Genomic DNA, 24,793 nt, shown 5'->3' with positions numbered 1-24,793 from the left:
CCATGGTCGATTGATGGAAGGGCGATCTGCGATCGATCATCGCATCGCCAGATCAATGGGTTTGCAACATTTTTGGATCGGACCGTGGTCCTCATAGCGGTCCGGTGACGGGTACGGCCACCGGCTCCGCGTACGACGGTCCGGAAGCGAACGTCTTGGGGGCGCGCACCGTGAGGACACCGTTGCGCAACGCGGCGGCGGTGCGAAGCGGGTCGACCTCGCTGGGCAGCGCGACCTGGTTGTCGAAATGGCCCTCGCGGCGCGTGTGATAGCGCAACGTGCCCGGGCTGTCCCGACGGGGGATGTCGCCGCGCACTCGCACCTCGTTACCGATCACGTCGACGCGGATGTCGGCGGTGTCGATCCCGGGTAGGTCGACCTCGATCACGTACGCCTCGTCCGTCTCCGCGACGTCGACCGGCAGCGCCTGTTGTGGTCCCGGCGGAGTGGCGGTGTCGCGTATGAGTTCGGAGAGCTGCGAGCGCAGCGAGTCGAACGTCCACGGACCTTCTTCTCCGCTGGGCCATGTCGGATCCGCCACGGCACGGTCACCCGTACGGGTCGGCGGACGGACTGCGCTGAAACTTGGCCATCGATGCTCCTTCGCTCAACGAATTCGGACACCTCAAGCCTGTTTCATCGCGCGGTGCCTCGTCCAAGACCTGGCTCCGACCTCTTGATAAGCGTCTCCGATCAACAGGCCATACGCTGCGGCGATAGGCAGCGCCGATCACCGGCTCGGAACTTCCGCTTTGACCGTCGCGCCGCGGTCCGGCAACCTCATTTTTGTTGCCAGCCAGTCATTTTGATCGATCGGAGAGAACGCATGCGCGCCGTCCGCGTGTACGCGCAGGTGCGCATCGCCATGACCCCGCCGATGGGAGACCATCGCCCGGCGCTGCGCGTCGCGCTCGGATTGGCGGTCCCGGGCGTGGCGTTGTTGCTGGCGGGCCGGCCGGATCTGATCATCTACGCGGTGTTCGGCGCGATCACCGGGATGTACGGCCGCGCCGAGCCCCGGCGGCGACGGCTCGCGCACCAGACGCAGGCCGCGGTGATCCTGGTTCTCGGCGTGGCGGTCGGGGTGTTCCTGGCCAACTCCCACATCGTGCCCGCGATCCTGGTGGTCGCTGCGGCGGCGTTCGCGGCCGTGGGTTCGGTTGCGACGGATCACCTCGCGCTCAAGCCAGAGGGACCGTTCTACGGCCTGTTCGCGCTCGGTGCCGTCGCGACGGTGCCCGCCGGTCGGGTGTCACCCGTTTCGGCGATATTCATCTGTGCCGCAACGGCTTTTCTGTGCATCCTGCTGGGCGTGCTGGACGCGCCGCGCGGGGCAGGCGCACGGCAAGCCCTCCCCGAACCGAGCGGCCGAGAGGTTTTGGTGCACGCATCGCGGTACGCGGTGGCCATCGCTGCGGCCGGGACGGCCGGGCTCTTCTTGGGTGTCGACCACGCGAACTGGGCCATGGCCGCGGCGGCCGGGCCGCTCGCGGCCGCCGACACCAGCGGGCGCATCAGGCGCGGCATCCATCGGCTCGGCGGCACCCTGGTCGGACTTGTGGTGGCTGCCGTGCTGCTCATCCCGCAGCCCAACGAGTATGTGCTGGCGATCTGTGTGATGGCACTGCTGTTTCCCACCGAGCTCTTCATGGCGCACCACCACGCGGTGGCGCTGGGCTTCTTCACGCCGCTGATCATGCTGATGACCGATCTCGCGCAACCGGCGGAACCGCTCGTGCTGTTGGCCGACCGCGGTGTGGACACCGTCATCGGTGTCGGCGCGGCGATCGCCGTCGCGCTGATCATCAAGGGGCCCAAGCCTATTGCTGCTTGACCTCGGCTCCGCGCGACCACGCTGCCGGCGTCAGCCGCAACGCGGATGACGCCGCGGTGAGCTCCGTGATGTCCATCGGATCGGACAGTGAGCGCCCGGTCAGCTCGTGCAGGCGACGCAACCGGTACCGCACGGTGTTCGGATGGCAGTGCAGCAGCTTCCCCGCTGCCTCGGCCGATCCGCCGTTCTCGACGTACGCGCCGAGGGTGTCGAGGAGCACCACGCGGTCGTCGGGCGGCAGATCCAGCACGGGGCCGAGAACCTCGCGCGCCAGGCGGTGGCCCTCACCAGGCGTGCGCGCGACCAGCGCCTCCAACGGGTTCGCGCTGAACACCTGGACCTCGGCTTTTCCTGCGGGCACGGTGGCCAGTGCGGTCCTGGCCAGATGCAAGGCGCGCGGGGTGTCGGCCAGAGATCGGTACTCAGGGCTCACGCCCGTGCGCGCGCTCGCCGCGCCGCGGAGCACCTCGAGCGCGATGTCGCGCTGATCTGAGCGCAACGAGACCACGCCGAGCTGCAGCGCAGGGGTCAACCGCCAACCGGACACCACGCCATGTTCAGCGAGATGCCGCTCGATCCCGGGCAGGCTCTCCTCCGCCAGGCCGCGGGTGTCGGCCGCGACGACGACGAACTGCGCGTCGGGCGGCAGCCCCAACAGCGCCGCGGCCTCCACCGGGCTGGCGTCGATGCTCGGGTGGCCGGTCAGCAGGGCCTCGACCAAGGCCGACCGGCGCTGCTGCTGCGCGAGTAGGAGCTCGGCGGTTGCCGCGCGATACGCCTCGGTCACGGCGACCGCGTGCTCATCGGTGAGTTGCCAGATCGCACTGGCCGCGGCGAGCAGGGCGTCGGCGTCTCCGGGTTCCCGGGTGTCGTGCGCGTGGCCGACGAGGGCGTCCCAGAGCGTCGAGAAGCTGATCCGGTACGCCTGCAGCACCTCGGGCAGCGGTGCGCCCTGGTGGGCGCGGCGGCGGCCGGTTTCCTGCGGAGCCGTCAGATCCAGCTCCGCGTCGGGGTGCGCGATCGCGCCGACGAGGAACCGCAGGTTCTGCGTGATGGACTCGTGGAGGTCGGTGCGCGGCACCGGCTCACCGTCGCGATACATGGGAATCCGATCCACGACCGCGGCGAAGGCATCGTCGACCAGGACGGGCAACCGGTCTCGGGCCCACATCGCCAGGCCCGCGATCCTGGTCTCGTTCACTGGTCCTCCAACGTCGTCAACCTGCCCGCCAGTACCGGAACACGACCCGGGCGTGCACCTCGGCCTCGCCGTACTTCCGGGAATCGTCCGTCACAAGGGGATTGTCGCCTTCGATCCACCAACCGTCGCGGTAGGGCCGGACGGCACGCTTGACCACGAGCAGATCGGGGCGGCTACGGAACCGCGCGATCACCACGTCACCGGGCCGCACGCGGCGCACCGGATAGACCACGAGCGCGTCGCCGTCGTTGAGGGTCGGCGCCATCGACGGACCCGAGACGCCGACGGTGTAGGCGCGCAGCACCACGCGACCCACGAGAATGCCTGCGACGGCCAGTGCGGCGAAGGCCATGCCGTGCCTCGCGCTGATCACAGCCGAACCGTACGCCCGCCCGTGCGCCACCTCGCCACAAAGATCGCCTCTTTGGCGTTTCTGACGGCGCTCCCGGGGGTAATGTCCCCACAAGGGAGATCGACACGACCACCGTGTCCTCCCAGGTTCTGCGCGGATCATCCACCCGCGCAGCATTTTCCGTACCCTTTCAGGGAGGATCGAAATGCCACTGCCACGATTCCTCGCGCCGCGTCTGGTTGCCCGCGCACACTGCGATCTGCCCTGCGGTGTGTATGACCCGGCCCAGGCGCGGATTGAGGCCGAGTCGGTCAAAGCCATCGCGGAGAAGTACCAGGCGAACGAGGATCCAGAGTTCCGCACGCGCGCGCTCATCATCAAGGAGCAGCGTTCGGAACTGGTCAAGCACCACCTCTGGGTGCTCTGGACCGACTATTTCAAGCCACCCCATTTCGAGAAGTACCCGCAGCTGCATCAGCTCGTGAACGAGGCGACCAAGCTGGCCGGCGCATCCGGAACCAAGGGCTCGGCGGATCCGGAAGTGGCGCAGCAACTCCTCGACAAGATCGACGAGATCGCGAAGATCTTCTGGGAGACCAAGAAGTCCTGAGCTGTTCTCACGCACAACGGGTTTTGACGCGCGGGACAAACTTTGTCACATCACGCGACTCGGCCTGGCGCCCAGCCATAGCCTGCAGCAGGCGACCGAATCGGGGAGAGCATGGGCGACGCGACCATCACCGCGAAGACAATCGGAAATCCATCCGGTGGGATGGCCGATGATCCGTGGCCGGCCGGGCATCCTGCCGAAGGTGAACGGGTGGCGATATTCGCCTATGACGTGACGAGTGTCGACGGGGTATCCGAGAACATCCGTACCTACCACGTGGCCCCCGTGGACGTGGCGACCGAAGGTGCCATCACCCAGCCGACCGCTGACCCGCAGGGCGTGACGGTGCAGTGGATCGGCTGCGGTGCCGGCACGGTCGTGCGGCCCGCGGCGGTTCTACTCGGTCATGAGCGGCTGACCAGCGACCCAGACCGGGCCGATGCGATGGTGCAGTGCAAAGTCAAGCCTGACGATCCGCGAATCACGTAGGCGTAGAACACCTAGCGGAGTCGACGCTCTTCTTCCTTCTCCAGACGCTCGCGCTCTTCCTCGCGGCGCTCCTGCAGCTTCTCGATCGCTTCCTCGCGTTCGTTCTTGTTGCTCATCTTCCGAGCGTACGTCGGCACGGCAGGTCGGGAAGAAGAGTTGGCGCCCCACACAATCCGCAATGTTGCGGCGGCCAAACATCGCGCTCGTGCCTCGACAGGGCGGTACCGCAAAACTACTGTCGCGAGGTGTCCAGCCATAGCCTCCTGCTGTACGTCGCGAGTTATCCGGACGATGTCAACGCCGTCGCCGCGACCGCTGACCTCGAGGCCCTCGAAACGCTGAAGGACGTCAACGTCCGGGCGACGGTGCTGGCCACCCGTAACGGCTACGGGGACGTCGAAGTGAAGGAACATGATTCGCGGCGGGCGCGCCGCGATCTGGGCCTGGGCGCGGCCGGGGGACTCGCTGTGGGGTTGTTCTCTCCCGCGCTGTTGCTGATGACAACTCTCGGCGCGGCGGTCGGCGGCGGACTCCACGAGCTCGTGCAGCAGCATGACGAGAAGAAGCTGCGTGAGGATCTCGAGAGGTTTCTGAGCTGCGGATCGGCGGCCATCATGGCGATCGTCGACGACCACCACGCCGGCCACCTCGACACCGCATTCACGAGGGCCCACAAGAAGGCATCGAAGGTTGTCGACTGGGGAAGCTACGAGAGTCTCGCGAAAGTGCTGTCCTCGGCCGGTTACGACGTGCAAGCAGCACTCGTGTCATAGCCCGCTACGGCTCGACGAACAAGGAGGCAAATGGCAACGGCGAAACCTGTGCCGCAGCCCGTGCTCGCGCCGCTGACGCGCGCGGCGATCTTTCTGGTGGCGACCGTCGATGCCGGCGGGGAAGGGGCCGTGCACGACGCGCTCGGCGATTTGTCCGGCCTGGTCCGGTCTGTCGGGTTCCGCGACCCGGCCAAGCAGCTGTCGCTGGTCACCTCGATCGGCTCGGCTGCCTGGGATCGACTGTTCAGCGGGCCGCGTCCGGCCGAGCTGCACCCGTTCGTCGCACTCGACGGTCCCCGGCATCGCGCCCCGGCCACGCCGGGTGACCTCTTGTTCCACATCCGGGCCGAAACCATGGACGTCTGTTTCGCGCTGGCCGACCACGTGCACAAGGCGATGGCCGGTGCGATCACCGTGGTCGACGAGGTGCACGGGTTCCGCTTCTTCGACAACCGCGATCTGCTCGGATTCGTCGACGGGACCGAGAACCCCGGTGGCGCACTGGCAGTCAGTTCGACCGCGATCGGCGACGAGGATCCGGATTTCCGGGGCGGCAGCTACGTGCACGTGCAGAAGTACCTGCACGACATGGCGGGCTGGGATGCGCTGTCGGTGACCGAGCAGGAGCGGGCGTTCGGGCGTACCAAGCTCGATGACATCGAATTCCCCGACGTTGACAAGCCGCCCAACTCCCACCTCGCGCTGAACGTCATCACCGACGCGGATGGTACCGAGCTCAAGATCGTGCGGCACAACATGCCGTTCGGTGAGGTGGGCCGTGCCGAGGCAGGCACGTACTACATCGCGTATGCCCGCACCCCGACCGTCACCGAACGGATGCTGCGCAACATGTTTCTCGGCGATCCACCGGGCAACACCGACCGCATCCTGGACTTCTCCACCGCTGTCACCGGCGGCCTGTTCTTTTCGCCCACAGTCGATTTCCTCGACGATCCGCCTCCGCTGCCGGGGCACGGCGCACCGGCCGCCGGGCTCACCATCGGCAGCCTGAAAGGAACGCCGCAATGAACAACCTGTATCGCGAGCTGGCTCCGGTCACCGAAGCCGCCTGGGCCCAGATCGAACAGGAGGCCGCGCGGACCTTCAAGCGCCACATCGCGGGACGCCGCGTCGTAGATGTCACCGGGCCCGGCGGGCCGACCACCGCCACGATCGGCACCGGCCATCTGACGGAGGTGGCAGCTCCTGCCGACGGCGTGGTGGCGCAGCTGCGGGTCAGTAAACCGCTGGTGCGGCTGAGGGTTCCGTTCACCGTGACACGTGGGGACGTCGACGACGTGGAACGGGGAGCGCAGGACTCAAACTGGGATCCGGTGAAGGCGGCGGCCAAGCAGCTGGCGGAGATTTCGACCTTCAGTTGGGTACCGACGTCGCGATCGGATACCTGTCCCACGACGCCGACGTCATCCAGCTGTACTTGCAGGAGACCGTGACGTTTCAGTGCTACACGGCCGAGGCGTCGGTGGCGCTGACGCCCTAGGTCAGCTGCGGAGCCGGTCGGCGATTGCGGTGCGCGGCAACTCGTGTGGGCTGGGATAGGTGATGATGATGCGCTCGGCGTCCGGGCCACACGCGTCGAGGAAGGTCAGCCCCGTCGCGTCGTCGGTGTGGAGGTAGGCCGCCGGATCGTAGTCCTGCAGACGCCGGGTGATCTGTTCGAGATCGGATTTGCTGTCGGTCGACCACACCAGGTGCTGGACGCCGAGCACACCGATGCCGCGGGCCAGGAACGGCTCCTTGACGTGCAGGTAGATCTGGAATCCTTTGGTGGTCAACAGCAGTGCCATGTCCTCGGACTGGATGCCGACGTGGCACGAGAATACGTCGCGATAGAATTCCACGGACCGGTCCAGGTCGGTCACCCGCACCACGCACGACGCGACCGTCACGTTGATCTCGTTGTCCATCAGGTGAATTCCTCCCTATGTCAGCTGGTGACGATCCCGGCGACGAGGTTGATGGTGGTGGCCAGGATCACGGTGCCGAACACATACGACAGTAGGCAGTGCCGCAACGCGACGGCGCGAATCAGCGGATCCGAGACGCTGGTGTCGGACACCTGATATGTCATGCCCAGGTTGTAGCTGAAGTAGAAGAAGTCCCGGAACGCCGGCGGATCGTCGGAATTGAAGTCGATACCACCGGCTTTCGGCGTGTAGTAGAGGTACGCGTAGCGCGCGGCGTACATCAGGTGCATGCCCGCCCAGGCCATGAACACGCCGGCCAACGCGGCGGTCGCGGCGGTCGGATCGCTGTGCGAGCCACCGCGGATGAGCAGCACCACGATGCTGACCAGTGCGGCCACCGCGGCCGCCACGATCACGAGCTCCTCGACCACCGGGTTGAATGCTTCCTGGTGGGCATGGCGGTGGGTGGCCTCGGCGTCCATGGGCCACAGCAGAACCCACCCGCCCGCGACGTGCACCAGTCCGGTGCAGGCGATGCCGACCAGGATGCCGAGCGACGTGTCGGTGAGGGTGCCGGTGACGGTTCCGACGACTGTGCCGATGACCACTGAACCGGCGAGCCGGGTGACGGCCGAGAGCAACCAGGGCGCGCGCATCAGGCTGAGCGGGTCACGGTGACGTGGACGTTCTTCATGATGGGCTGGTCGCTCTGGGTGCTGTAATCGCCGATGGCGCACAGCACGTTCATCTCCGGCATATAGCCGGCCGCGCAGCCGCGGGGGATGCCGTACGGAATCGCCTTGTACCGGTGCAATGAGCGGACGCTGCCGTCCCGAGCGGTCGCGACGATGTCCACGTCGTCGAACTCCTCGATTCCCCGGTCGGCCATGTCTTGAGCATTCATGAACACCAGTGTGCGCAGGTTCTTGATCCCGCGGTAGCGATCGTTGTCGGAGTAGATCGTGGTGTTCCACTGGTCGTGTGAGCGCAGCGTCGCCAGGATCAGGGTGTCTTCGGCGACGCTGTCGTCGGGCAGAGTGGCCGCCGAGAACTCGGCTTTCCCGGACTCGGTGAGGAAGATCAGTTCCCGCGCAGGCTGTTTGATGCGGAAGCCCAGCGGCAGCCGGACCCTGCGGTTGAAGTCCTCGAAGCCGTTGAGCACCTTGGCCATCGTGTCGCGGATCCGGTCGTAATCCTCGACGTACCAGCGCCACGGGGTGGGGCTGGCGGGCAGCGCGGCCTGCGCGATCCCGGCGATGATCGCCGGCTCGGACATCAGATGCGGTGAGGCAGGCTTCTTCATGCCGACCGACAGGTGCACCATGCTCATGGAATCCTCGACCGACGTCGACTGGATCCCGGCCTTCTGGTGGTCCTTCTCGGTGCGGCCCAAGCACGGCAGGATCAGGGCGCGACGGCCGTGGATCACGTGGCTGCGGTTCAGTTTGGTGCTGACCTGCACGGTGAGGTCGACCTTCTGCAGACCGGCGTACGTGTACGCGGTGTCGGGTGCGGCGGCGGCAAAATTGCCGCCCATACCGACGAACACCTTGACCTCGCCGCGGTGCATGGCCTCGATGGTGTTGACGGTGTCGAGCCCGTGCTCACGCGGCGGGTCGATGCCGCACACCTCGGCGAGCCGGTCGAGGAACGCCGCGGTCGGCCGGTGGTCGATGCCGCACGTGCGGTTGCCCTGCACATTGCTGTGGCCGCGCACGGGCGACGGCCCGGCCCCCTCGCGGCCCAGGTTACCGCGCAGCAGAAGAAGATTGACGATCTCGCGCACGCTGTCGACACCGTGCTCGTGCTGTGTCACGCCCAGGCACCAGCTGATGATGCTGCGGTCCGAATCGCGGTAGATCTTGGCGGCCTTGCGGATGTCTTTCTCGCTCACCCCGGACTTGTATTCGATCTCGTCCCACGAGGTCGCGTCGCACACCGCGCGGTAGTTCTCGAACCCGACGGTGTAGCGGTCGATGAACTCCGCATCGAGTGCCTTGGGGTCGGTTTCCGCCTGCTCCAGAATCGCTTTCGCCATCCCGCGTAGCAGCGCCATGTCCCCGCCGATCCGCGGTTGCAGGTTGAGCGTGCTGGTCTTGGTCGAGTGGAACGTGGCCATCCGCAGGAAGTCGTGCGGAATGATGGTGCGCGTCGCTCCGGCTTCCACCAGCGGGTTGATGTGCACGATCTGCGCTCCCCGGCGATAGGCCTCGGACAGCGCGGTGAGCATGCGCGGCGCGTTGGACGCGGCGTTGACACCGATGATGAACAACGCGTCGGCGGTTTCCCAGTCTTCGAGATCGACGGTGCCCTTGCCGGTTCCCAGCGCTGCCTGCAGAGCTCGGCCGCTGGCCTCGTGACACATGTTCGAGCAGTCCGGCAGATTGTTGGTGCCCAGCTCGCGCGCCATCAGCTGGTAGAGGAACGTGGCCTCGTTGCCAAGGCGCCCCGATGTGTAGAACGAGGCCTGGTTCGGATCATCGAGTTCGGCGAGGGCCCGGCCGGCCAGGGCGAAGGCGTCGGCCCAGCTGATCGGCTCGTAGTGGTCGGTCTCGGCGTTGTAGACCATCGGCTCGGTGAGCCGGCCCTGGTCCTCGAGCGCGAAGTCGCTCCAGGTGGCCAGCTCTGAAACCGTGTGCTGGGCAAAGAAATCGGGGCCGACGCGCTTGTGTGTCATCTCCCACGTGACGTGTTTGATGCCGTTCTCGCAGATGTCGAGTTTGAGACCCTTCATGTCGTCGGGCCACGCGCAACCCGGGCAGTCGAAGCCACCGTCCTCGTGGTTCATCTTCATGATCGCGCGCGGCCCGTCGATGGGTTCGCGTTCCCGGATCAGGAATTTGGTGACGCTCTTGGCTGCGCCCCAACCGGCGGCCGGGTGGTGATAGGGATGAAATTCCGGTTCGTATTCGGTGTGCTGTTCGGTGCTCCGGTCGGTCATGGACCAAGTTTGCGCGTCCCGCGATGACGCAGTCCAAGGGGAATTTCCGAAAGCCTGATAGGCGACGCCTATCGCGCGTGGTCGAATGGTTCATGCTCTTTCGCCAGCTCGAATACTTCGTGGCCCTCGCACGCGAGAAGCACTTTGCCCGTGCTGCCGCGGCCTGTTACGTGTCGCAGCCCGCGCTGTCGGAGGCCATCCGCAAGTTGGAGAACGAACTGAAAGTGCCGTTGGTGCGGCGGGGGAAGAGTTTCGACGGCCTGACCCCGGAAGGCGAGCGGCTCGTGCTGTGGGCCCGGCGCATCCTGGCCGACCATGACGCCCTCATCCACGAGGTCACCGCGCTGCAGACCGGTCTGACCGGTGAGCTGCGCCTCGGGGTGATCCCCGCGGCGTCCAGCACGGTGGCATTGCTCACCGACCCGTTCTGCAACGAACATCCTTTGGTCCGTGTGCAATTGGAGAGCAGTCTGCGCTCGGCCGGCATCGTCGAACGCATCCGCCGCTTCGAACTCGACGCCGGCATCATCTATCCCGACGGTCAGAACACCGCCGATCTGCTCGTTACGCCGCTGTATCAGGAACGTCAGGTTCTGCTCGCGAGCGCGGAATTGCTCACGAGCCAACCAGATCCGCTCACCTGGGCCGACGCGCTGGACCTGCCGCTGTGCCTGCTGAACACGGGCATGCGGGGCCGCCAACTTCTCGACGCCGCCCTGGCCGGCCACGGCCTCACCCCGACGCCGCGGCTCGAGGCCGATTCCGTCGTCTCGTTGCTGGCCCACGTCAGCACCGGTCGATGGGCCAGCATCGTGCCCCAGACCTGGCTGCGCACGCTGCGCCCACCGGCCGGGGTGCGGGTGGTGCCGTTGGACGACCCAGCGGTGACGGCGACGGTCGCGCTCGTCACCAGTGCGGCAGAACCCGGCTCGGTGTTGGCGCGTGCCCTGGTCAAGACCGCTCGGAATGCGCGCATAACGGTGGAGTCCGCCTAGGTTTCACATGTGCCTCAGCAGTCACTCGCGGCGGCAGGGTGTCGTTCAGCCCGGCACAACCACAGTCCGCTCCTGACAGCGACGCATGTGACCACTGTGACGACGGAGCACTCAGCGATACCAGTCCGGAAGCTCACCGGGGCGCAGATCGGTGGTGTCGCCCGGCCGCGTGAGCGTCAGCACGGCCCGCACGATCTCGGGACGCTCCTGCAACGCGTCGGCCACGGTGTTGAGGCGCTCGGCGACGTTGGATTCGGCCGCATCGCCGATGAGGTCGACTGCTGCGACGAGGTAGATGCGGTCCGCACCGACCCACTCCATGTGCAGATAGCTGACGCGTTCGATCTCGCTGTGGTCGAGCAGCGCGCTCAACGCGCTGTTGCGGGCGAGCGGAGTGACGGCCTCACCGGTGAGAAAGTCCATGTTGCGTCCGATGAGGAACAGCGCGACACCGCCGAGCAGGACACCGACCAGGATCGAGCCGATCGCGTCCCAGATCGCGTTGCCGGTGAGCTGGTGGGCCAGGATGCCGCAGGTCGCGATCACGATGCCGATCAGTGCTGAGAGATCCTCGGCGAACACCGCACGCAGCATCGGATTCGACGTCACCCGGATGTAGCGCAGCGGGTGGATCCGCCGCTGCACCGCGCCCGAGCGGGTCTGGGAAAACGCCTGCAGGAACGACGTTCCCTCCAACACGAACGACACCGCCAGCACCGCATATGCCCAGCCGTACGACGTCGCTTCGGCCTCGCCGCCCAGCGACTGGATCCCATGCCAGATCGACACCACCGCGCCGACGGTGAACAACCCGAACGCCGCGAACATCGACCAGATGTAACCGGCCCGGCCGTATCCAAGCCGATGTTGCGCGTCCGCGGGCTTGTTCGATTTGCGCGTGCCGATCAGGAGAAAGATCTCGTTGCCGGTGTCGGCCCAGGAATGCGCGGACTCCGCCAGCATCGACGCGCTCCCGGTCACCACGGCGGCGAGGGTCTTGGCGGCCGCGATCAACGCGTTGGCACCCAGCGCGATGACGACGGTAAGGAAACTCTCGTTTTCCTTGCTCATACCGCGAACACTAAACGTGGGCGAAACGCGGACGTCACAGGAAAACACCCAAGCTGTCGGATTCTTGACCGATGGCGGCTCCGACCATCCGCAAGCAGAAGCGGCGCATGCACCCCGTCGACGAGGTGCTGCCCATCGGCAAGCTCGCGACCTACGGGCTCCAGCACGTCGTCGCGTTCTACGCAGGCGCCGTCCTGGTGCCCATCATCATTGCCGGGGCCATCGACCTGCCACAGGCAGATCTGGTCAAGCTCATCACCGCGGACCTGTTCACCTGCGGCATCGCGTCGATCATCCAGGCCGTCGGCTTCCGGAAGATCGGGGTACGGCTGCCGCTGCTACAAGGTGTGACGTTCGCGGGCGTATCGCCGATCATCGCGATCGGGTTGGCCCATGGCGGTGGCGGCGCGAGCCTGCTCTACGTCTACGGAGCGGTGATCGTCGCCGGGGTTTTCACGTTCCTCATCGCCCCGATCTTCATCAGGCTGCTGCGGTTCTTCCCGCCGGTGGTCACGGGCACCCTCATCACGATCATCGGGCTGTGCCTGGTGCCGGTGGGCGCGCACGACGCCGTCACCAACCCGCACACCGGCGAGATCGACGCAGGCAACGTCCGGTGGTTTCTCTACGCGCTTGGCACCATCGCGATCATCGTCGCGATGCAGCGCTTGTTCCGCGGCTTCCTGGCGACCATCGCGGTGCTGCTCGGCCTGGTGATCGGCTGTGTGGTGGCTTACCTCTTGGGCGACATGGACTTCGACAAGGTGGCTGAGGCGTCGACGTTCGGATTCACCCAGCCATTCCTGTTCGGCATGCCCAAGTTCGACTTCGTCGCGTGCCTCACCATGATCATCGTGTTGATGATCACCGCGGTGGAATCGACGGGATCGACCATCGCCACGGGCGAGATCGTCGGCAAGCGGGTCAAACCCTCCGATATCGGCAATGTGCTCCGCGCCGACGGCCTGGCCACCGTCATCGGCGGGGTGTTCAATTCGTTTCCCTACACGGCATTTTCGGAGAACGTGGGGCTGGTCCGGCTCACCGGGGTCAAGAGCCGCTGGGTGGTGGCGGCCGCCGGCACCATCATGATCCTGCTCGGGTTCCTGCCGAAGGTCGCTGCCGTGGTGTCGTCGATTCCCAACCCCGTCCTCGGCGGGGCGGCGCTGACGCTGTTCGCCACCGTGGCCGTGGTGGGCATCCAAACCTTGGGCAAGGTCGATTTCACCGACCACCGCAACCTGATCATCGTGACGACGAGTTTTGCCCTGGCACTGTGGGTCACGTCGTATCCCGACGTGGCCAAGGCCATGCCGTCGGGTATCGACCTGCTGTTCGGCAGCGGTATCAGCATCGGAGCCGTCGCCGCGATCCTGCTGAATGTCGTGTTCTTCCACACCGGTTCGCGCGGGCCCCGCGTGGCCGGGGGCGGCTCGATCACCCTCGACGAGGTCAACGCGATGACCCGAGAACGGTTCACCGAGGTGTTCGGACATGTGGTCCAGGGTGTGCCGTGGGCGGTCGAACGGGCCTTCGCGCAGCGGCCGTACGCCGACACCGCGGCGCTGCGTGAGGCCTTTCAGGATGCGGTGCTGACCGGGTCTCCGGAGCAGCACGTCGAACTCCTCCAGGCCTTTCCCGATCTGGGCGCCGAGGACGAGAACGGGCACGTACTCGCGGTCGACCACGTCGCGCTGAGCAACCTGAGCGACGATGACCACGACGACGTCGTCGAACTGGCCACCGCGTATCGCGACCATTTCGGATTCCCGCTGGTGATCTGCGCCCGGGAGACCGAGCGTTTCGACCGGGTGCTGAAGAACGGATGGTCGCGCATGGACAATTCGCCTGCGGCGGAAAAGGCGTTCGCGCTAATCGAGATCGCCAAGATCGCGAACTACCGATTCAGCGACCTGGTGGCCGACGCCAACCCGGTCGCGGCGGCCCGGTTCGGCAAGTTCAACGAGCTCACCGGGCCGCGGTGAGGCGACGGCCCCGCACATACACCTGCGTGACGGCGCTCTCCCGCATGCCCATCAGCAGCGTGAACAGCAAGCGGTCGGCGTCATGCGTGTCGACCTGAGCGAGGATCTCCGGCAGCAGCGGCTGGTGCTGGGGGTCGACGACCACGAAATCGGCCTCCTTGCCCACGTCGAGATTGCCCACCCGATCCTCGATGTCCAACGCCCGGGCCCCGGCCAGCGTCGCGGTGAACAACAGGTCGGCCGGGGGCACCGAGAGCGCGGCGGGTTCGCTGATGTGCACCTTGAAACAGTCGTTGAGGACACGGGGCAGCAGCCATTCGTCACCGGCCGCGATGTCGCTGCCCAGCGCCACGTTCACGCCGGCGGCGGTGGTCCGTCCCCACGGCATCGTGCCGGAGCCGAGAAACAGTTGTGACGTCGGGCAGTGCGCGATCGACGTGCCCGTGTCGGCCATGCGGCTCAACTCGTAGTCGGTGCAGTGCACGGCATGTGCGAGCACGCTGCGACGGCCCAGCAGCGAGTACGGACCGTCGTAGGTGTCCAGATAGTGCTCGACACCGTAACTGGAATGCACCGAGGCGATTTCGCTGGTGTTCTCCGACAGGTGGCTGTGGAAGTAGACCCCATCGCTGCGGACCGAATCATAGAGTTCACCCAGCGCGTGCAGCGTGCTTGCGGTGACCGACAGCGCGAATCGGGGCACGATGGCCGTGTGGACGAGCGCGGTCGCCGGATCGCCGGTGTCCGCGGCGTGCCACCGTTCGATCTCGTGCTGGGTCAGTGTGATTGCCGTCTGCTCGTCGGTCAGCAACCGTGCCGCGGAGTCCGGTCCGACGGTCTGGATGCCGCGGCCAGAGACCGTCCGCAGGCCGACCCGTAACGATTCCTCGAACAGCGCGTCCTGGGCATCGGGGAATGCCGAACCGAATACGAGCGCCGTTGTGGTGCCGACATCGACACGGCGAGCGCAGAAGTCCCGGGCGACTTGTCGTGCGTACTGCGGGTCGGCGAGCCCCGCTTCCGCGGGGAAGATGCACTGCTGCAGCCAGTTCAGCAGTTGACCGCCGCCATAGGAATCGGTGCAGTGAGTCTGCGGGAAGTGGATGTGGGTATCGATGAAGCCGGGCAGCAGGAATGCCGGTCGCGTGTCGACGACCTGTGCGTGAGCCAGGTCGGCAGGCAACTGCGCGTGGTCGCCGCTGTACACGATGAAGCCGGACTCATCGACGACGAGCACCCCGTCCGGCTCGCTCACCAGGTGTTCGTGGGCCTGCGCGAGCCGCGGCGCCCCGGCAATGTGGATGAGGTGACCGCGATAGGCACGCATCTGCCGATTGTCACAGCCGATGCGCCGGTCCGCAGTTCGGCCGCTTTGGCATGCAGGCGCCCGCACCGGCGATTACCGTCGATGAGTGGACCTGAACACCGTCGAGATGGTGAGCGTGCCGACTCGCCGCGACGAGTTGTGGCCGCTCGGTCCATCCGATGCGATCCTGGCCGGCGGCACCTGGTTGTTCTCCGAGCCGCAGGTCGGGCTGCGCAGGCTGGTCGACATCACGCGCCTGGGCTGGCAGCCAATCGAGGTGGACGCCAGTGGAATCGAGCTCGCCGCGACCTGCACGCTGGCCGAGCTGGCCCGCCTGTCGACGACCAGTGAATGGCCTGCGGCAGTGCTGCTGCGCCAGTGCTGCACAGCGCTGCTCGCGTCGGCCAAGATCTGGGCCACCGCGACCGTGGGCGGCAACATCTGCCTGTCGTTCCCCGCCGGCGCGATGATCTCGATGGCAACCGCCCTCGACGGAACCGCCACGGTCTGGCGTGCCGACGGCACCGAATACACCGTGCCTGTCGCGGAGTTCGTCACGGGGGAGGGCACCAACGTCATGGCGCCCGCTGACGTGCTGCGCTCGATCCACCTGCCTGCCGAGGCGATGCGGGCCCGCACGGCGTTTCGCAAGCTCGCCCCGTCAACGCTTGGCCGGTCCGGCGTCGTCGTGATAGGCCGCCGCGACACTGGACAGTTCGTGCTGTCGGTGACCGCGGCGACGGTGCGGCCGTACGTGTTCCGATTTCCGGGCATGCCGTCGGCCGACGAGGTACGGGGTGCCCTGGCAGGCATCCCGGACGACGCGTGGACGCGCGATGCGCACGGCGACCCCGACTGGCGCAAGGCGGTCACTTCGGTGCTCGTCGACGAGGTCAGGGCCGAGCTGACATGAGCTTCACCGTCAACGGCCATACCTGGCAGGACAATCCCCGTCCCGGGCAGTGCCTGCGCACGTTCCTGCGGGAACACGGCCACTTCGAGGTCAAGAAGGGCTGCGACGCCGGGGACTGCGGCGCATGCTCGGTGCTGGTCGACGGCACCGCCGTGCACTCGTGCGTGTATCCGGCGTTTCGCGCTGACGGGCACACGGTCACCACCGTCGCCGGTCTGGGCACGCCCGATGACTTGCACCCTGTCCAGCGCCGGTTCGTCGACGCCGCGGGATTCCAGTGCGGCTTCTGCACAGCCGGCATGGTCACGACGGCGTCGACCTTCACCGAGGACCAGCTTGCTGATCTGCCTCAGCAGTTGAAGGGCAACCTGTGCCGGTGTACCGGCTACCGCGCGATCGGCGACGCGCTGTCCGGCGTGACCAACATCGAGAAGTCCGACGGCCGTGACGCGGGCCGCTCGATCGGCGCGCCGGCGGCCATGCGAGTGGTGACCGGTACCGAGGAATACACCATGGACGACGAGCCCGCTGGCCTGCTGCACATGGCTGTCCTGCCGAGCCCGGTGCCACACGCCCGCATCCGGTCGATCGATACGTCTGCGGCAGAAGCGATTCCAGGCGTACGCCTGGTGCTGACCCACCGGGACAGCCCACCGATGGCGTTCTCGACGGCCCGGCACGAACTCCGGGAGGACGATCCCGACGACACCGTGATCCTCGACGACACTGTCCGGTTCGTCGGCCAGCGCGTCGCCGCGGTCGTCGCCGACAGCATCGCGGTGGCCGAGCAGGCTTGCCGGGCCATCGTCGTCGACTTCGAGCCCTTGCCAACGGTGTTCGATCCCGAGGCCGCATCGCGTCCCGGCGCACCGCTGGTGCACGGCGACAAGGGACCGGACTCGCGGATCGCCGACCCGGCACGCAACCTCGTCGCAGAACTCCACGGTGAGGTGGGCGACGTCACCGCGGGAATCGCCGCCGCCGACACCGTGGTCCGAGGCCGCTGGCAGACCCAACGGGTGCAGCACGCGCACCTCGAGACACATGGTTGCACAGGCTGGCGGGACAGCTTGGGCCGCCTTGTGATTCGCACCAGCTCTCAGGTGCCGTTCCTGGTTCGCGACGAGCTCTGTCACATTTTCGGCCTGGCCCGCGACGACGTACATGTCTTCACCCGACGCCTGGGCGGGGGCTTCGGCGGCAAACAGGAGATGCTCGTGGAGGATCTCGTGGCGCTGGCCGTGTTGCGGTGCGGTGCCCCGGTCCGTTACGAGTTCAGCCGCAGCGACGAGTTCACCGTGGCGCCGTGCCGGCACCCCTTCCGCGTCGACGTCACCGTCGCCGCGAATGCCTCGGGGCAACTGACCGCGCTGGCAGTGGACGCGCTGGTCGATGCCGGCGCCTACGGCAATCACAGCCCCGGAGTGATGTTCCACGGTTGCAGCGAGTCGGTGTCGGTGTACCGCTGCGCGAACAAAAGGGTTGACGCTCAAGCCGTTTACACCAACAATCTGCCGTCGGGTGCGTTCCGCGGCTACGGCCTCGGCCAGGTCATGTTCGCGGTGGAATCCGCGATTGACGAGTTGGCCGAGCAACTTGGCATGGACCCGTTCGAATTCCGCAGGCGCAACGTCGTCGTGCCGGGAGATCCGTTCGTCGACTCGCATGTGCTCGACGATGACCTCACGTTCGGCAGCTACGGGCTCGACCAGTGTCTCGACCTCGCCGAGGCCGCGCTGCGAAGGGGCAACGGCGTTGCCGCGCCCGAAGGTTGGCTGGTGGGCGAAGGCATGGCCGTGGCCATGATCGCGACGATTCCGCCGCGTGGGCATTTCGCCGAAGCGTCGGTGTCGGTCGACCCCGACGGTGTGTACACGTTGCATGTCGGGACGGCCGAGTTCGGGAATGGCACCACGACGGTGCATGCCCAGCTTGCCGCCAATGAGCTCAACACCGTTGCCGACCGCATCGTCGTCCATCAATCAGACACAGCAACAACGGGTTACGACACCGGAGCGTTCGGATCGGCCGGTACGGTGGTCGCGGGCCGGGCCACGCTGCAGGCGTGTAGGCAGCTGCGTGCGGCGCTGGAGAGTGCGGCCGCCGGGCTGACCGGCACGTCACCGACCCAGTGCGCGCTGGAACGCAACGGCGTGCGATGTGCCGACGGCCTGGTGGATTTCGGTGCGCTGCCGGCGTCGCTGACCGGCCGCGGGCGACACGACGGCACGCCGCGTTCGGTGGCCTTCAACGTGCAGGCGTTCCGCGTCGCGGTCAACACCGACACCGGCGAGGTGCGGATCCTGCAATCGGTGCACGCCGCCGACGCGGGGGTGGTGATCAACCCCGAGCAGTGCCGCGGCCAGGTGGAAGGCGGTGTCGCACAGGCGATCGGGTCGGCGTTGTTCGAGGAGATACAGATCGCGCCGGACGGTACGGTGTTGACCCAGACGTTGCGCAACTACCACATTCCGCAGTTCGTCGACATTCCGATCACCGAGGTGTACTTCGCCGACACATACGATGACCTGGGGCCGCTCGGTGCGAAGTCGATGAGCGAATCACCGTACAACCCGGTCGCTCCCGCGCTGGCCAACGCCATCGCGCGGGCCTGCGGCGCGCGCCTGCACCGGTTGCCGATGACCCCGGCCAGGGTGTGGCGCGCGGTCAGCAGCTAGCTAGCGCAGTTCGGCGATGACCTTCGCGAAGGTCTCGGTGTGTGCGCCCTGCACGATGAAGTACGTGATGCCGTAGGTCTCCCGCAGTTCGCGAATCCGATCGGCCATCGCGGGCACCGAGCCGGACAGCACGCCAGGGTGGCGCAGCAGCTGCTCGTCGTCGAGGTGGGGCAGGAAGTGCCGCGGGATCGACAGGTCGGGCAGCTCCGCGCCAGGTGCGGGTACGGCCGTGATCGCGATGTTGAGCTCGAGGCCGTCGAACCGGTCGCCCGCCGCAGTGCGCAGGAACGCGATCCGCTCGGCGAGCGGGTCGCCGTCCACACCGCCCCCGCCCGTCAACCCGACGATGTCGGCGGTCTCGGCGGCCACCGTCAGCAGCCGGTCGCCGTTGCCGGCGATCAGGATCGGCACGTCGGGCGCCTGCTCACGCAGATATTCGGTCATCCGGCGCAGGTAGTCGATCCGCTCGCGCGCCGACGGGAACGGCAGCTCCGCGGCCTCGAACTCCTCACGCACATAACCGGCGCCGAGACCGAGGTCCAATCGCCCGCCCGACAGGTCGCGCAAGGCGACTACGTCGCGGGCCAGCAGCGCCGGCTTGTAGAAGCACGCGTTGAGCACGAAGGTGCCGATTCGGAGCGTCTTGGTGGCATTGGCCGCGGTCGTCAGCGTCGGGAACGGCGCAGGCGCACCGAGGTGATCGGGCACGTGGATGACGTCGAATCCGAGATCCTCGGCGCGACGCGCGTCGTCGGAGACCTGGGCTTGGGACTCGGCGGCCCGCAGGCTCACACCGAACCGGAAATCGTTGGGCATCATCCGATCCTAGGCACGTGCCACGTTTGGCGGGTCGCGCGCCGGGCAATCCTGAGCCATGACCAGCCTGCCCACCGTGGGGGTCGAGGAAGAATTTCTCCTCGTCGACGCGCACAGCGGCGAACCCGCCGCCCGCAACCGAGCGGTCGCCGAATACGCGGCCGCCCGCGGAGTCAAATTGCAGCTGGAGTTGACCAGCTGCCAGGTCGAGACCACGACCGATGTCATGAGCACGAGCGATGAACTGCGTGCCGAGTTGAGCCGGCTCAGGCGGGTCGCCACGGAAGCCGCGGAGGCCAACCGGGCGCACCTGCTGGCCGTCGCGCTGCCGCCGACCGTGCCGCACAAGTTCCCGGTCACCACGACACCGCGCTACTGCAAGATCGCCGACCGGTTCGGGATGATCGCCCACGAGCAAGGCATCTGTGGCTGCCACGTGCACGTCGCGGTACCCAGCCGCGAGGCGGCCATCGAGGTCAGCAACCGGATCCGGCCGTACCTCCACCTGTTGCTGGCGCTGACCGCCAATTCGGCGATCTACCGTAATTCGGACAGCGGGTACGCGAGCTTCCGCAGCATGCTGTGGACCCGCTGGCCGAGTTCCGGGCCACCGCCGTATTTCGAATCGGCCGCGCACTACGACTCCACGGTCGAGATGCTGCTGCAGGCCGGCGCGGTGCTCGACCCCGGCATGATCTATTGGGACGTGCGGCCGTCGGCCAACTTCCCGACGGTCGAGGTGCGCGTCGCCGACATCCCTGCCACGGTGGCGGAGACGGTGTTGCTGGCGACCCTGATCCGGGCCGTTGTCATGACAGCCCTTCACGACCTGGAAGCAGGCGAAAACACCCGTCCGGCACCCACACTCACCGACTGTGCATTGCGGGCCGCGCACTGGAAAGCGGCCCGGGACGGCCTCGACGGCGAGGCGATCGATCTGCTGGACAGCCATGGCACCGCGCCGACGCGGGTCTTGCTGGCCGGGCTCATCGAACACGTCCGTCCCGCGCTGGAGGAGTTGGGGGACTACGACATGGCGCGCGACGAGCTGGCCCGCATCTCCGAGGAGGGCAACGGCGCGATCCGGCAGCGCCGGGCATGGCGCCGGCGCCGCGAGGTGGCCGACGTCATCGCCGAACTGGCGACTGCGACGACCACGTTCGACTGAGCTACGAGCCCGCGCAGTACAGCGATTCCATCATCGCGATCCGTGGATCCGACGCTGGCGATGCCGTATCGGGGTCTTGCGTGAGGGTCACGGAGATCGCCGGGCCGTCAAACGTTTTCGCCATGAAGCTGTGGTAGCCGGGGATGTCGCCGCCATGTCCCCAGGCCGTGACGCCACACGGCAGGGATATCTTCATCAGGCCCAGCCCGTAGTCGATCGCGCCGTCGGATCCGGGCATCGGCACGGTGTCCATCATCTGATCGAGCTGCGCCCGGGGCACCACGCGGCCGTCGAGCAGTGCGGTGATGAACGCTGTGGTGTCCTCACCCGTCGACACCAACGAGCCGGACAGGCCTGCATCGGAAGCGGGGAAGTCGGTGACATCGGCCTGCTCGCCGTCGACCTCCTCGTAGCCGTGCGCCATCGGCGACCGCAGCCAGTTGTCGCCGGGCGCGGGAAAGTAGGTGTGAAAAAGGCCCAGCGGCAGCAGGATTCGCCGGCTGATCTCGTCGACTGCCGGTTGCCCCGTGACGGCCTCGATGATCAGCCCGGCCAGTATGTAATTGGTGTTGGTGTAGCGCATCTGGGTGCCCGGTGCGAACAGGGCGGGCTTGGCCAGTGCGGCATCGACCATCTGATCGGGGCTCTGCGGCTCGGCGGGGAGTTCGTCGGCGTCGTCGAAGTATTCGGGCAGGCCGCTCTGGTGGCGCAGCAACTGACGCACGGTGATGGCACGGCCGTCGATGCCGTCGCCGTGTACCCGGCCGGGCAGATACGTTTCCACGGGGCTGTCGAGATCGATCCGCCCTTCCGCGACCAGTTGCAGCACCGTCGCCGCGACGAATGACTTGGTGATGCTCGCCGCGCGAACGTGCGTCTCCGGTGCGAATCCAGCCTGCGTGTCGACGTCGGAGAACCCGGCAGTGTGGCGGGTGACGGTGGCGCCGTCGCGGATGACGGCGATGGCGCCCGGGATGTGGTGCACAGTGACCGCGGCGTCGAGATCGGTGACGACATCGGCACGTGCCGGGACGGCGACGGTGAGGGCGAGGGCGACAACGGCTCCGGCGGTTCCGGCGGCGAGGCGGGTCACCGGCCCGAGCGTAATGCCCAGCTTCGTGCGGCTGCCGCCAGCCCGTCGACCAGCGCGGATGTCACGGGGGAAAGCCCGTCGTCACCGGGCAGCGGGCTGCGCGGGCTCAGTCCGCGCACGCGGGACGGCAACTCCAGTTGCACACCGTTGGCTCGGTTGACGGGATTGTCGGGATGTTGGCCGCGCAACTCGCGGGGGATGGCTTCGAGGTCGGTGACGACGTGATAGCCCGGGATGGTGATGTGCTCGGCGACGTGTTCGGCCAGCGCCCGGTTGCGTCCACCGGCCAGCAACTGTGTGCCGCGCCCCAGCCTGCCGTAGCCGTGCAGTGACACCACCGCGTCGACGTGGTCGAGGAACGTTGCGAGCTGTGCCGATTCGGTCGGCAGATAGTACGCAGAGGCCAGGTGATGCGGGTAGCCGTCGGGATGACGCACGACGTACACCGATGCGCCCGACGCTTCGGCGGCGCGTTCGGCCACCACATCGGTCATCTGCTCCAGGCCGCCGCCGTGGATCGCCATGAACCCGAACCGCGAACGCAGCGTGCTGGACTCGACCACGTCAGGCTGGCTCAGCAACTCTGAAAATGTCTGGGGCGCAGCAGATTCAGAGGAGACTGCGCGCTGCGGCCAGTGCACCGGATCCCAGCGCCGCAGGAATTCGATCCAGCGGTGCGGCAGGTCGTGATGGGTCGCGCCGGCGAGAATCCGTTCCAGATAACCGGGACGCGGCGGTCCGGGGTCGACGCGGTGGTCGATGTAGACCCACGCCGGGGCGGGGCCGTCCACGGTGTGCACGGTCAGGCGATCGCGGCGGTACCGGACCGGCACGCCTTCCGCACTGTCGAGCGCGGCCAGGTCGTGGTCGGTGACGTGCCACAACACGCCGTGTACCTGGTAACCGTCGAGTGGTTCGACCGTGGCGACACCGCGCTGGTTGATCAGCCAGTCGTGACCGTCGAGCCGCGCGGGCCGAGGATTGACGGCGCCCGGGCAGCGTTGCGCCATCTGTGTCACGCACAGATTCGATCCGTAGGCGAAATACGGGTGAAGCATTCAGCCTGTGACGGTCAGATAAATCAGCACCACGTTCAGCACACTAATCAGTCCGGCCACCAACCAGCCAAATGCCGAGGTGATGCGGTGGTTGGTGTCGTCGCCCATCAGGGTCGGGTTGCTGGTCAGCCGAACCAGCGGAATGAGTGCGAACGGTATCCCGAAGGACAGCACCACCTGGGACAACACCAGTGCACGGCTCGGGTCGACGCCGATTGCCAGGATCGCCAGCGCCGGGATCAGCGTGACCAGGCGGCGCAGCAGCAGCGGGTAGGACCGGCGCAGGAGGCCCTGCATGATCATCGCGCCCGCGTACGCACCGACCGACGTCGAGGCGAGACCCGAGGCCAACAGGCCTATCGCGAACAGCAGGGCAACCGTCGGGCCGAGGGTGTCGCGGACCGCGGCGTGGGCGCCCTCGATCGACTCGGTGTTGTCGCGGCCCTGCAGATTGGTGGCCGCCACCAGCAGCATGGAGAGGTTCACCGCACCCGCCACCAGCATCGCGAGCCCGACGTCCCACCTGGTCACCCGCAGCAGCATGCGAAGCCGCGGCCCCTCGGGGTGGCCGTGGCGGTCACGCGCGAGACCCGAGTGCAGGTAGACCGCGTGCGGCATGACCGTCGCGCCCAGCATCGCCGTCGCCAGCAGGATGCTCTCCGCGCCTTCGAAGCGCGGGATCAGTCCTTCGGCGACCGCGCCGGCCGGGGGAGTCTCGACGACCAGGCTCGTGAGAAAGCCGATCGCGATGACGAGCAGCAGGCCGCTGATGACGCGTTCGAAGACCCGTTGGCCGCGCCGGTTCTGCACGGTCAGCAGCAACAGGGACACCGCTCCAGTGATCGCGCCACCGAGCAACAGCGGGAGGTCGAACAGCAGGTACAGCGCGATCGCTCCGCCCACCACCTCCGCGAGATCTGTTGCCATGGCGACCAATTCGGCCTGCAGCCAGTAGGCGATACGGCTGGGGGTGCGGGTGTGGGCAGCGACTGCTTCGGGGAGTGAGTGCCCGGTGACCAGGCCGAGTTTGGCCGAGAGATATTGCACGAGCCCGGCCATGACGTTGGCGACGACGATGACCCACACCAGCAGGAATCCGAACTTGGCGCCCGCGCTGACGTTGGCGGCCACGTTTCCGGGGTCGACGTAGGCGATGGCGGCGACGAAGGCGGGCCCGAGCAGCTGCCAGCTCGGCCACGAACGTGTCCTGGTGTCTTCTAACAAACCAACCCAGCTTCCGATCCGGATTAACGAATAGGAAAGTTAGGTTAGCCGAAACCTTTGGATCGGGCTACTGGCGGTGTCACCACCCGATCGCGATTCCCCCGAATCCCCATCCGCCGCCCCACGGGCCGTACCACGGTCCGTAGTTGATGGCAGGCGGCGACGTCACGATCTGAGTGCTGCCATTGGTGGAGCACTGCGTCGTCGTCGGAGTGGTCTGCGTACATCCGGGCACCGCCGCGGTGACGGGCGCAGTGAACAGTGCTGCGCCGACCGTCGCGAGGAGGACGGTGATCAACCGAAACTTCTTGTTCATGGCGAGCTCCGATGTGCGTAGAACGCTGAGAACAAGTGTAGT

Annotated in this window: 23 protein-coding genes and 1 pseudogene; 11 read left to right on the top strand and 13 right to left on the bottom strand. The window is 67.0% G+C overall.

Translation table 11 applies throughout. The features are described 5' to 3' along the window. Positions 1–91: 91 nt before the first annotated feature. Positions 92–541 carry an Hsp20/alpha crystallin family protein gene (locus tag G6N67_RS04925; protein ID WP_051578815.1) on the bottom strand — a complete coding sequence of 150 codons (450 nt, stop codon included), beginning with the start codon at positions 539–541 and terminating at the stop codon, positions 92–94. Positions 542–826: 285 nt separating this feature from the next. Here G6N67_RS04925 and G6N67_RS04920 point away from each other — a divergent pair, with 285 nt between their 5' ends. After that, complete coding sequence (locus tag G6N67_RS04920) at positions 827–1,834, top strand: FUSC family protein (protein WP_036433802.1); 1,008 nt, start codon at positions 827–829, stop codon at positions 1,832–1,834. On the opposite strand, the gene G6N67_RS04915 is transcribed toward G6N67_RS04920, so the two are convergent. Further along, positions 1,821–3,035 (bottom strand): PucR family transcriptional regulator, encoded by a 1,215-nt coding sequence (locus G6N67_RS04915; RefSeq protein ID WP_230021365.1) that lies wholly within the window; start codon positions 3,033–3,035, stop codon positions 1,821–1,823. The two genes, G6N67_RS04920 and G6N67_RS04915, sit on opposite strands and share 14 nt — an antisense overlap. A gap of 16 nt (positions 3,036–3,051) precedes the next feature. Next, positions 3,052–3,408: a S24 family peptidase gene (locus tag G6N67_RS04910; RefSeq protein WP_230021363.1), complete on the bottom strand. Its 357-nt coding sequence runs from the start codon at positions 3,406–3,408 to the stop codon at positions 3,052–3,054. Positions 3,409–3,592: 184 nt separating this feature from the next. Here G6N67_RS04910 and sodN point away from each other — a divergent pair, with 184 nt between their 5' ends. The 5 genes and pseudogenes from sodN to G6N67_RS04885 all read left to right on the top strand — a co-directional run bounded on the left by sodN (position 3,593) and on the right by G6N67_RS04885 (position 6,760). Then, positions 3,593–3,997, top strand: coding sequence for a superoxide dismutase, Ni (gene sodN / locus G6N67_RS04905; protein WP_036433804.1), 405 nt, complete (start codon positions 3,593–3,595; stop codon positions 3,995–3,997). A gap of 111 nt (positions 3,998–4,108) precedes the next feature. Further along, complete coding sequence (locus G6N67_RS04900; protein WP_036433806.1) at positions 4,109–4,486, top strand: hypothetical protein; 378 nt, start codon at positions 4,109–4,111, stop codon at positions 4,484–4,486. Positions 4,487–4,731: 245 nt separating this feature from the next. Next, on the top strand, positions 4,732–5,259 hold the full coding sequence (locus tag G6N67_RS04895) for a hypothetical protein (RefSeq protein ID WP_051578816.1): 528 nt from the start codon (positions 4,732–4,734) through the stop codon (positions 5,257–5,259). Positions 5,260–5,289: 30 nt separating this feature from the next. Then, positions 5,290–6,288 carry a Dyp-type peroxidase gene (locus tag G6N67_RS04890; protein ID WP_036433808.1) on the top strand — a complete coding sequence of 333 codons (999 nt, stop codon included), beginning with the start codon at positions 5,290–5,292 and terminating at the stop codon, positions 6,286–6,288. Continuing rightward, positions 6,285–6,760: pseudogene (locus G6N67_RS04885) on the top strand (family 1 encapsulin nanocompartment shell protein). The gene G6N67_RS04890 and the pseudogene G6N67_RS04885 overlap by 4 nt, the downstream one beginning before the upstream one ends. A 1-nt stretch (position 6,761) precedes the next feature. On the opposite strand, the gene G6N67_RS04880 reads toward G6N67_RS04885, so the two are convergent. The 3 genes from G6N67_RS04880 to G6N67_RS04870 are packed head-to-tail and all read right to left on the bottom strand — an operon-like array spanning position 6,762 to position 10,128. Next, positions 6,762–7,187 (bottom strand): VOC family protein, encoded by a 426-nt coding sequence (locus G6N67_RS04880; RefSeq protein ID WP_036433810.1) that lies wholly within the window; start codon positions 7,185–7,187, stop codon positions 6,762–6,764. A gap of 20 nt (positions 7,188–7,207) precedes the next feature. Then, positions 7,208–7,843 carry a DUF1345 domain-containing protein gene (locus G6N67_RS04875; RefSeq protein WP_036433812.1) on the bottom strand — a complete coding sequence of 212 codons (636 nt, stop codon included), beginning with the start codon at positions 7,841–7,843 and terminating at the stop codon, positions 7,208–7,210. Continuing rightward, positions 7,843–10,128, bottom strand: coding sequence for an FdhF/YdeP family oxidoreductase (locus tag G6N67_RS04870; RefSeq protein WP_036433815.1), 2,286 nt, complete (start codon positions 10,126–10,128; stop codon positions 7,843–7,845). The genes G6N67_RS04875 and G6N67_RS04870 overlap by 1 nt, the downstream gene beginning before the upstream one ends. A gap of 92 nt (positions 10,129–10,220) precedes the next feature. Between G6N67_RS04870 and G6N67_RS04865 the strand changes: the two genes are divergently transcribed. After that, positions 10,221–11,123 carry a LysR family transcriptional regulator gene (locus tag G6N67_RS04865; protein WP_036435834.1) on the top strand — a complete coding sequence of 301 codons (903 nt, stop codon included), beginning with the start codon at positions 10,221–10,223 and terminating at the stop codon, positions 11,121–11,123. Positions 11,124–11,234: 111 nt separating this feature from the next. Here G6N67_RS04865 and G6N67_RS04860 read toward each other — a convergent pair whose 3' ends face one another. Further along, the gene (locus G6N67_RS04860) at positions 11,235–12,194 is read right to left on the bottom strand and encodes a cation diffusion facilitator family transporter (RefSeq protein ID WP_036433817.1); all 960 of its coding nucleotides are present in this window, start codon (positions 12,192–12,194) and stop codon (positions 11,235–11,237) included. A gap of 71 nt (positions 12,195–12,265) precedes the next feature. On the opposite strand from G6N67_RS04860, the gene G6N67_RS04855 reads away from it, so the two are divergent. Then, positions 12,266–14,179 carry a PbuX/PucJ/PucK family nucleobase permease gene (locus G6N67_RS04855; protein WP_036433819.1) on the top strand — a complete coding sequence of 638 codons (1,914 nt, stop codon included), beginning with the start codon at positions 12,266–12,268 and terminating at the stop codon, positions 14,177–14,179. Here the strand turns inward: G6N67_RS04855 and G6N67_RS04850 are convergent. Further along, on the bottom strand, positions 14,163–15,506 hold the full coding sequence (locus G6N67_RS04850; protein WP_036433821.1) for a guanine deaminase: 1,344 nt from the start codon (positions 15,504–15,506) through the stop codon (positions 14,163–14,165). The two genes, G6N67_RS04855 and G6N67_RS04850, sit on opposite strands and share 17 nt — an antisense overlap. An 85-nt stretch (positions 15,507–15,591) precedes the next feature. Here G6N67_RS04850 and G6N67_RS04845 point away from each other — a divergent pair, with 85 nt between their 5' ends. Next, entirely contained in the window at positions 15,592–16,398 is an 807-nt protein-coding gene (locus G6N67_RS04845) for an FAD binding domain-containing protein (protein ID WP_036433823.1), read from the top strand. Then, positions 16,395–19,076, top strand: a complete 2,682-nt coding sequence (locus G6N67_RS04840) for a molybdopterin-dependent oxidoreductase (RefSeq protein ID WP_036433825.1) — start codon at positions 16,395–16,397, stop codon at positions 19,074–19,076. The genes G6N67_RS04845 and G6N67_RS04840 overlap by 4 nt, the downstream gene beginning before the upstream one ends. On the opposite strand, the gene G6N67_RS04835 is transcribed toward G6N67_RS04840, so the two are convergent. Then, complete coding sequence (locus G6N67_RS04835) at positions 19,077–19,892, bottom strand: LLM class F420-dependent oxidoreductase (RefSeq protein WP_036433827.1); 816 nt, start codon at positions 19,890–19,892, stop codon at positions 19,077–19,079. It lies immediately after the preceding gene. Between the two features lie 58 nt (positions 19,893–19,950). On the opposite strand from G6N67_RS04835, the gene G6N67_RS04830 reads away from it, so the two are divergent. Further along, a complete protein-coding gene (locus G6N67_RS04830; protein WP_036433828.1) occupies positions 19,951–21,060 on the top strand; it encodes a glutamate--cysteine ligase 2 in 1,110 nt (369 codons plus the stop codon). Between the two features lies 1 nt (position 21,061). Here G6N67_RS04830 and G6N67_RS04825 read toward each other — a convergent pair whose 3' ends face one another. The 4 genes from G6N67_RS04825 to G6N67_RS04810 all read right to left on the bottom strand — a co-directional run bounded on the left by G6N67_RS04825 (position 21,062) and on the right by G6N67_RS04810 (position 24,751). After that, positions 21,062–22,153, bottom strand: a complete 1,092-nt coding sequence (locus G6N67_RS04825; RefSeq protein WP_036433830.1) for a serine hydrolase domain-containing protein — start codon at positions 22,151–22,153, stop codon at positions 21,062–21,064. Beyond that, positions 22,150–23,211 carry a poly-gamma-glutamate hydrolase family protein gene (locus G6N67_RS04820; RefSeq protein WP_036433832.1) on the bottom strand — a complete coding sequence of 354 codons (1,062 nt, stop codon included), beginning with the start codon at positions 23,209–23,211 and terminating at the stop codon, positions 22,150–22,152. Before G6N67_RS04820 ends, G6N67_RS04825 begins: the two co-directional genes overlap by 4 nt. Continuing rightward, positions 23,212–24,435: an Nramp family divalent metal transporter gene (locus G6N67_RS04815; RefSeq protein WP_036433834.1), complete on the bottom strand. Its 1,224-nt coding sequence runs from the start codon at positions 24,433–24,435 to the stop codon at positions 23,212–23,214. Positions 24,436–24,514: 79 nt separating this feature from the next. After that, positions 24,515–24,751, bottom strand: a complete 237-nt coding sequence (locus G6N67_RS04810) for a hypothetical protein (RefSeq protein ID WP_036433836.1) — start codon at positions 24,749–24,751, stop codon at positions 24,515–24,517. Positions 24,752–24,793 lie beyond the last annotated feature (42 nt).

The organism is Mycolicibacterium mageritense, assembly GCF_010727475.1.
In the GTDB taxonomy this organism is placed as follows: Bacteria; Actinomycetota; Actinomycetes; order Mycobacteriales; family Mycobacteriaceae; genus Mycobacterium; species Mycobacterium mageritense.
This window is presented reverse-complemented; position numbering and strand designations above follow the sequence as displayed.

Excerpts from the sequence above, each read along its gene's own strand:
- G6N67_RS04860 (WP_036433817.1), bottom strand. The coding sequence starts at position 12,194 with ATGAGCAAGGAAAACGAGAGTTTCCTTACCGTCGTCATCGCGCTGGGT.
- G6N67_RS04875 (WP_036433812.1), bottom strand. The coding sequence starts at position 7,843 with ATGCGCGCGCCCTGGTTGCTCTCGGCCGTCACCCGGCTCGCCGGTTCA.
- G6N67_RS04850 (WP_036433821.1), bottom strand. The coding sequence starts at position 15,506 with ATGCGTGCCTATCGCGGTCACCTCATCCACATTGCCGGGGCGCCGCGG.
- G6N67_RS04820 (WP_036433832.1), bottom strand. The coding sequence starts at position 23,211 with ATGCTTCACCCGTATTTCGCCTACGGATCGAATCTGTGCGTGACACAG.
- G6N67_RS04865 (WP_036435834.1), top strand. The coding sequence starts at position 10,221 with ATGCTCTTTCGCCAGCTCGAATACTTCGTGGCCCTCGCACGCGAGAAG.
- G6N67_RS04870 (WP_036433815.1), bottom strand. The coding sequence starts at position 10,128 with ATGACCGACCGGAGCACCGAACAGCACACCGAATACGAACCGGAATTT.
- G6N67_RS04835 (WP_036433827.1), bottom strand. The coding sequence starts at position 19,892 with ATGCCCAACGATTTCCGGTTCGGTGTGAGCCTGCGGGCCGCCGAGTCC.
- G6N67_RS04880 (WP_036433810.1), bottom strand. The coding sequence starts at position 7,187 with ATGGACAACGAGATCAACGTGACGGTCGCGTCGTGCGTGGTGCGGGTG.
- G6N67_RS04890 (WP_036433808.1), top strand. The coding sequence starts at position 5,290 with ATGGCAACGGCGAAACCTGTGCCGCAGCCCGTGCTCGCGCCGCTGACG.
- G6N67_RS04900 (WP_036433806.1), top strand. The coding sequence starts at position 4,109 with ATGGGCGACGCGACCATCACCGCGAAGACAATCGGAAATCCATCCGGT.
- sodN (WP_036433804.1), top strand. The coding sequence starts at position 3,593 with ATGCCACTGCCACGATTCCTCGCGCCGCGTCTGGTTGCCCGCGCACAC.
- G6N67_RS04840 (WP_036433825.1), top strand. The coding sequence starts at position 16,395 with ATGAGCTTCACCGTCAACGGCCATACCTGGCAGGACAATCCCCGTCCC.
- G6N67_RS04855 (WP_036433819.1), top strand. The coding sequence starts at position 12,266 with ATGGCGGCTCCGACCATCCGCAAGCAGAAGCGGCGCATGCACCCCGTC.
- G6N67_RS04830 (WP_036433828.1), top strand. The coding sequence starts at position 19,951 with ATGACCAGCCTGCCCACCGTGGGGGTCGAGGAAGAATTTCTCCTCGTC.
- G6N67_RS04810 (WP_036433836.1), bottom strand. The coding sequence starts at position 24,751 with ATGAACAAGAAGTTTCGGTTGATCACCGTCCTCCTCGCGACGGTCGGC.
- G6N67_RS04920 (WP_036433802.1), top strand. The coding sequence starts at position 827 with ATGCGCGCCGTCCGCGTGTACGCGCAGGTGCGCATCGCCATGACCCCG.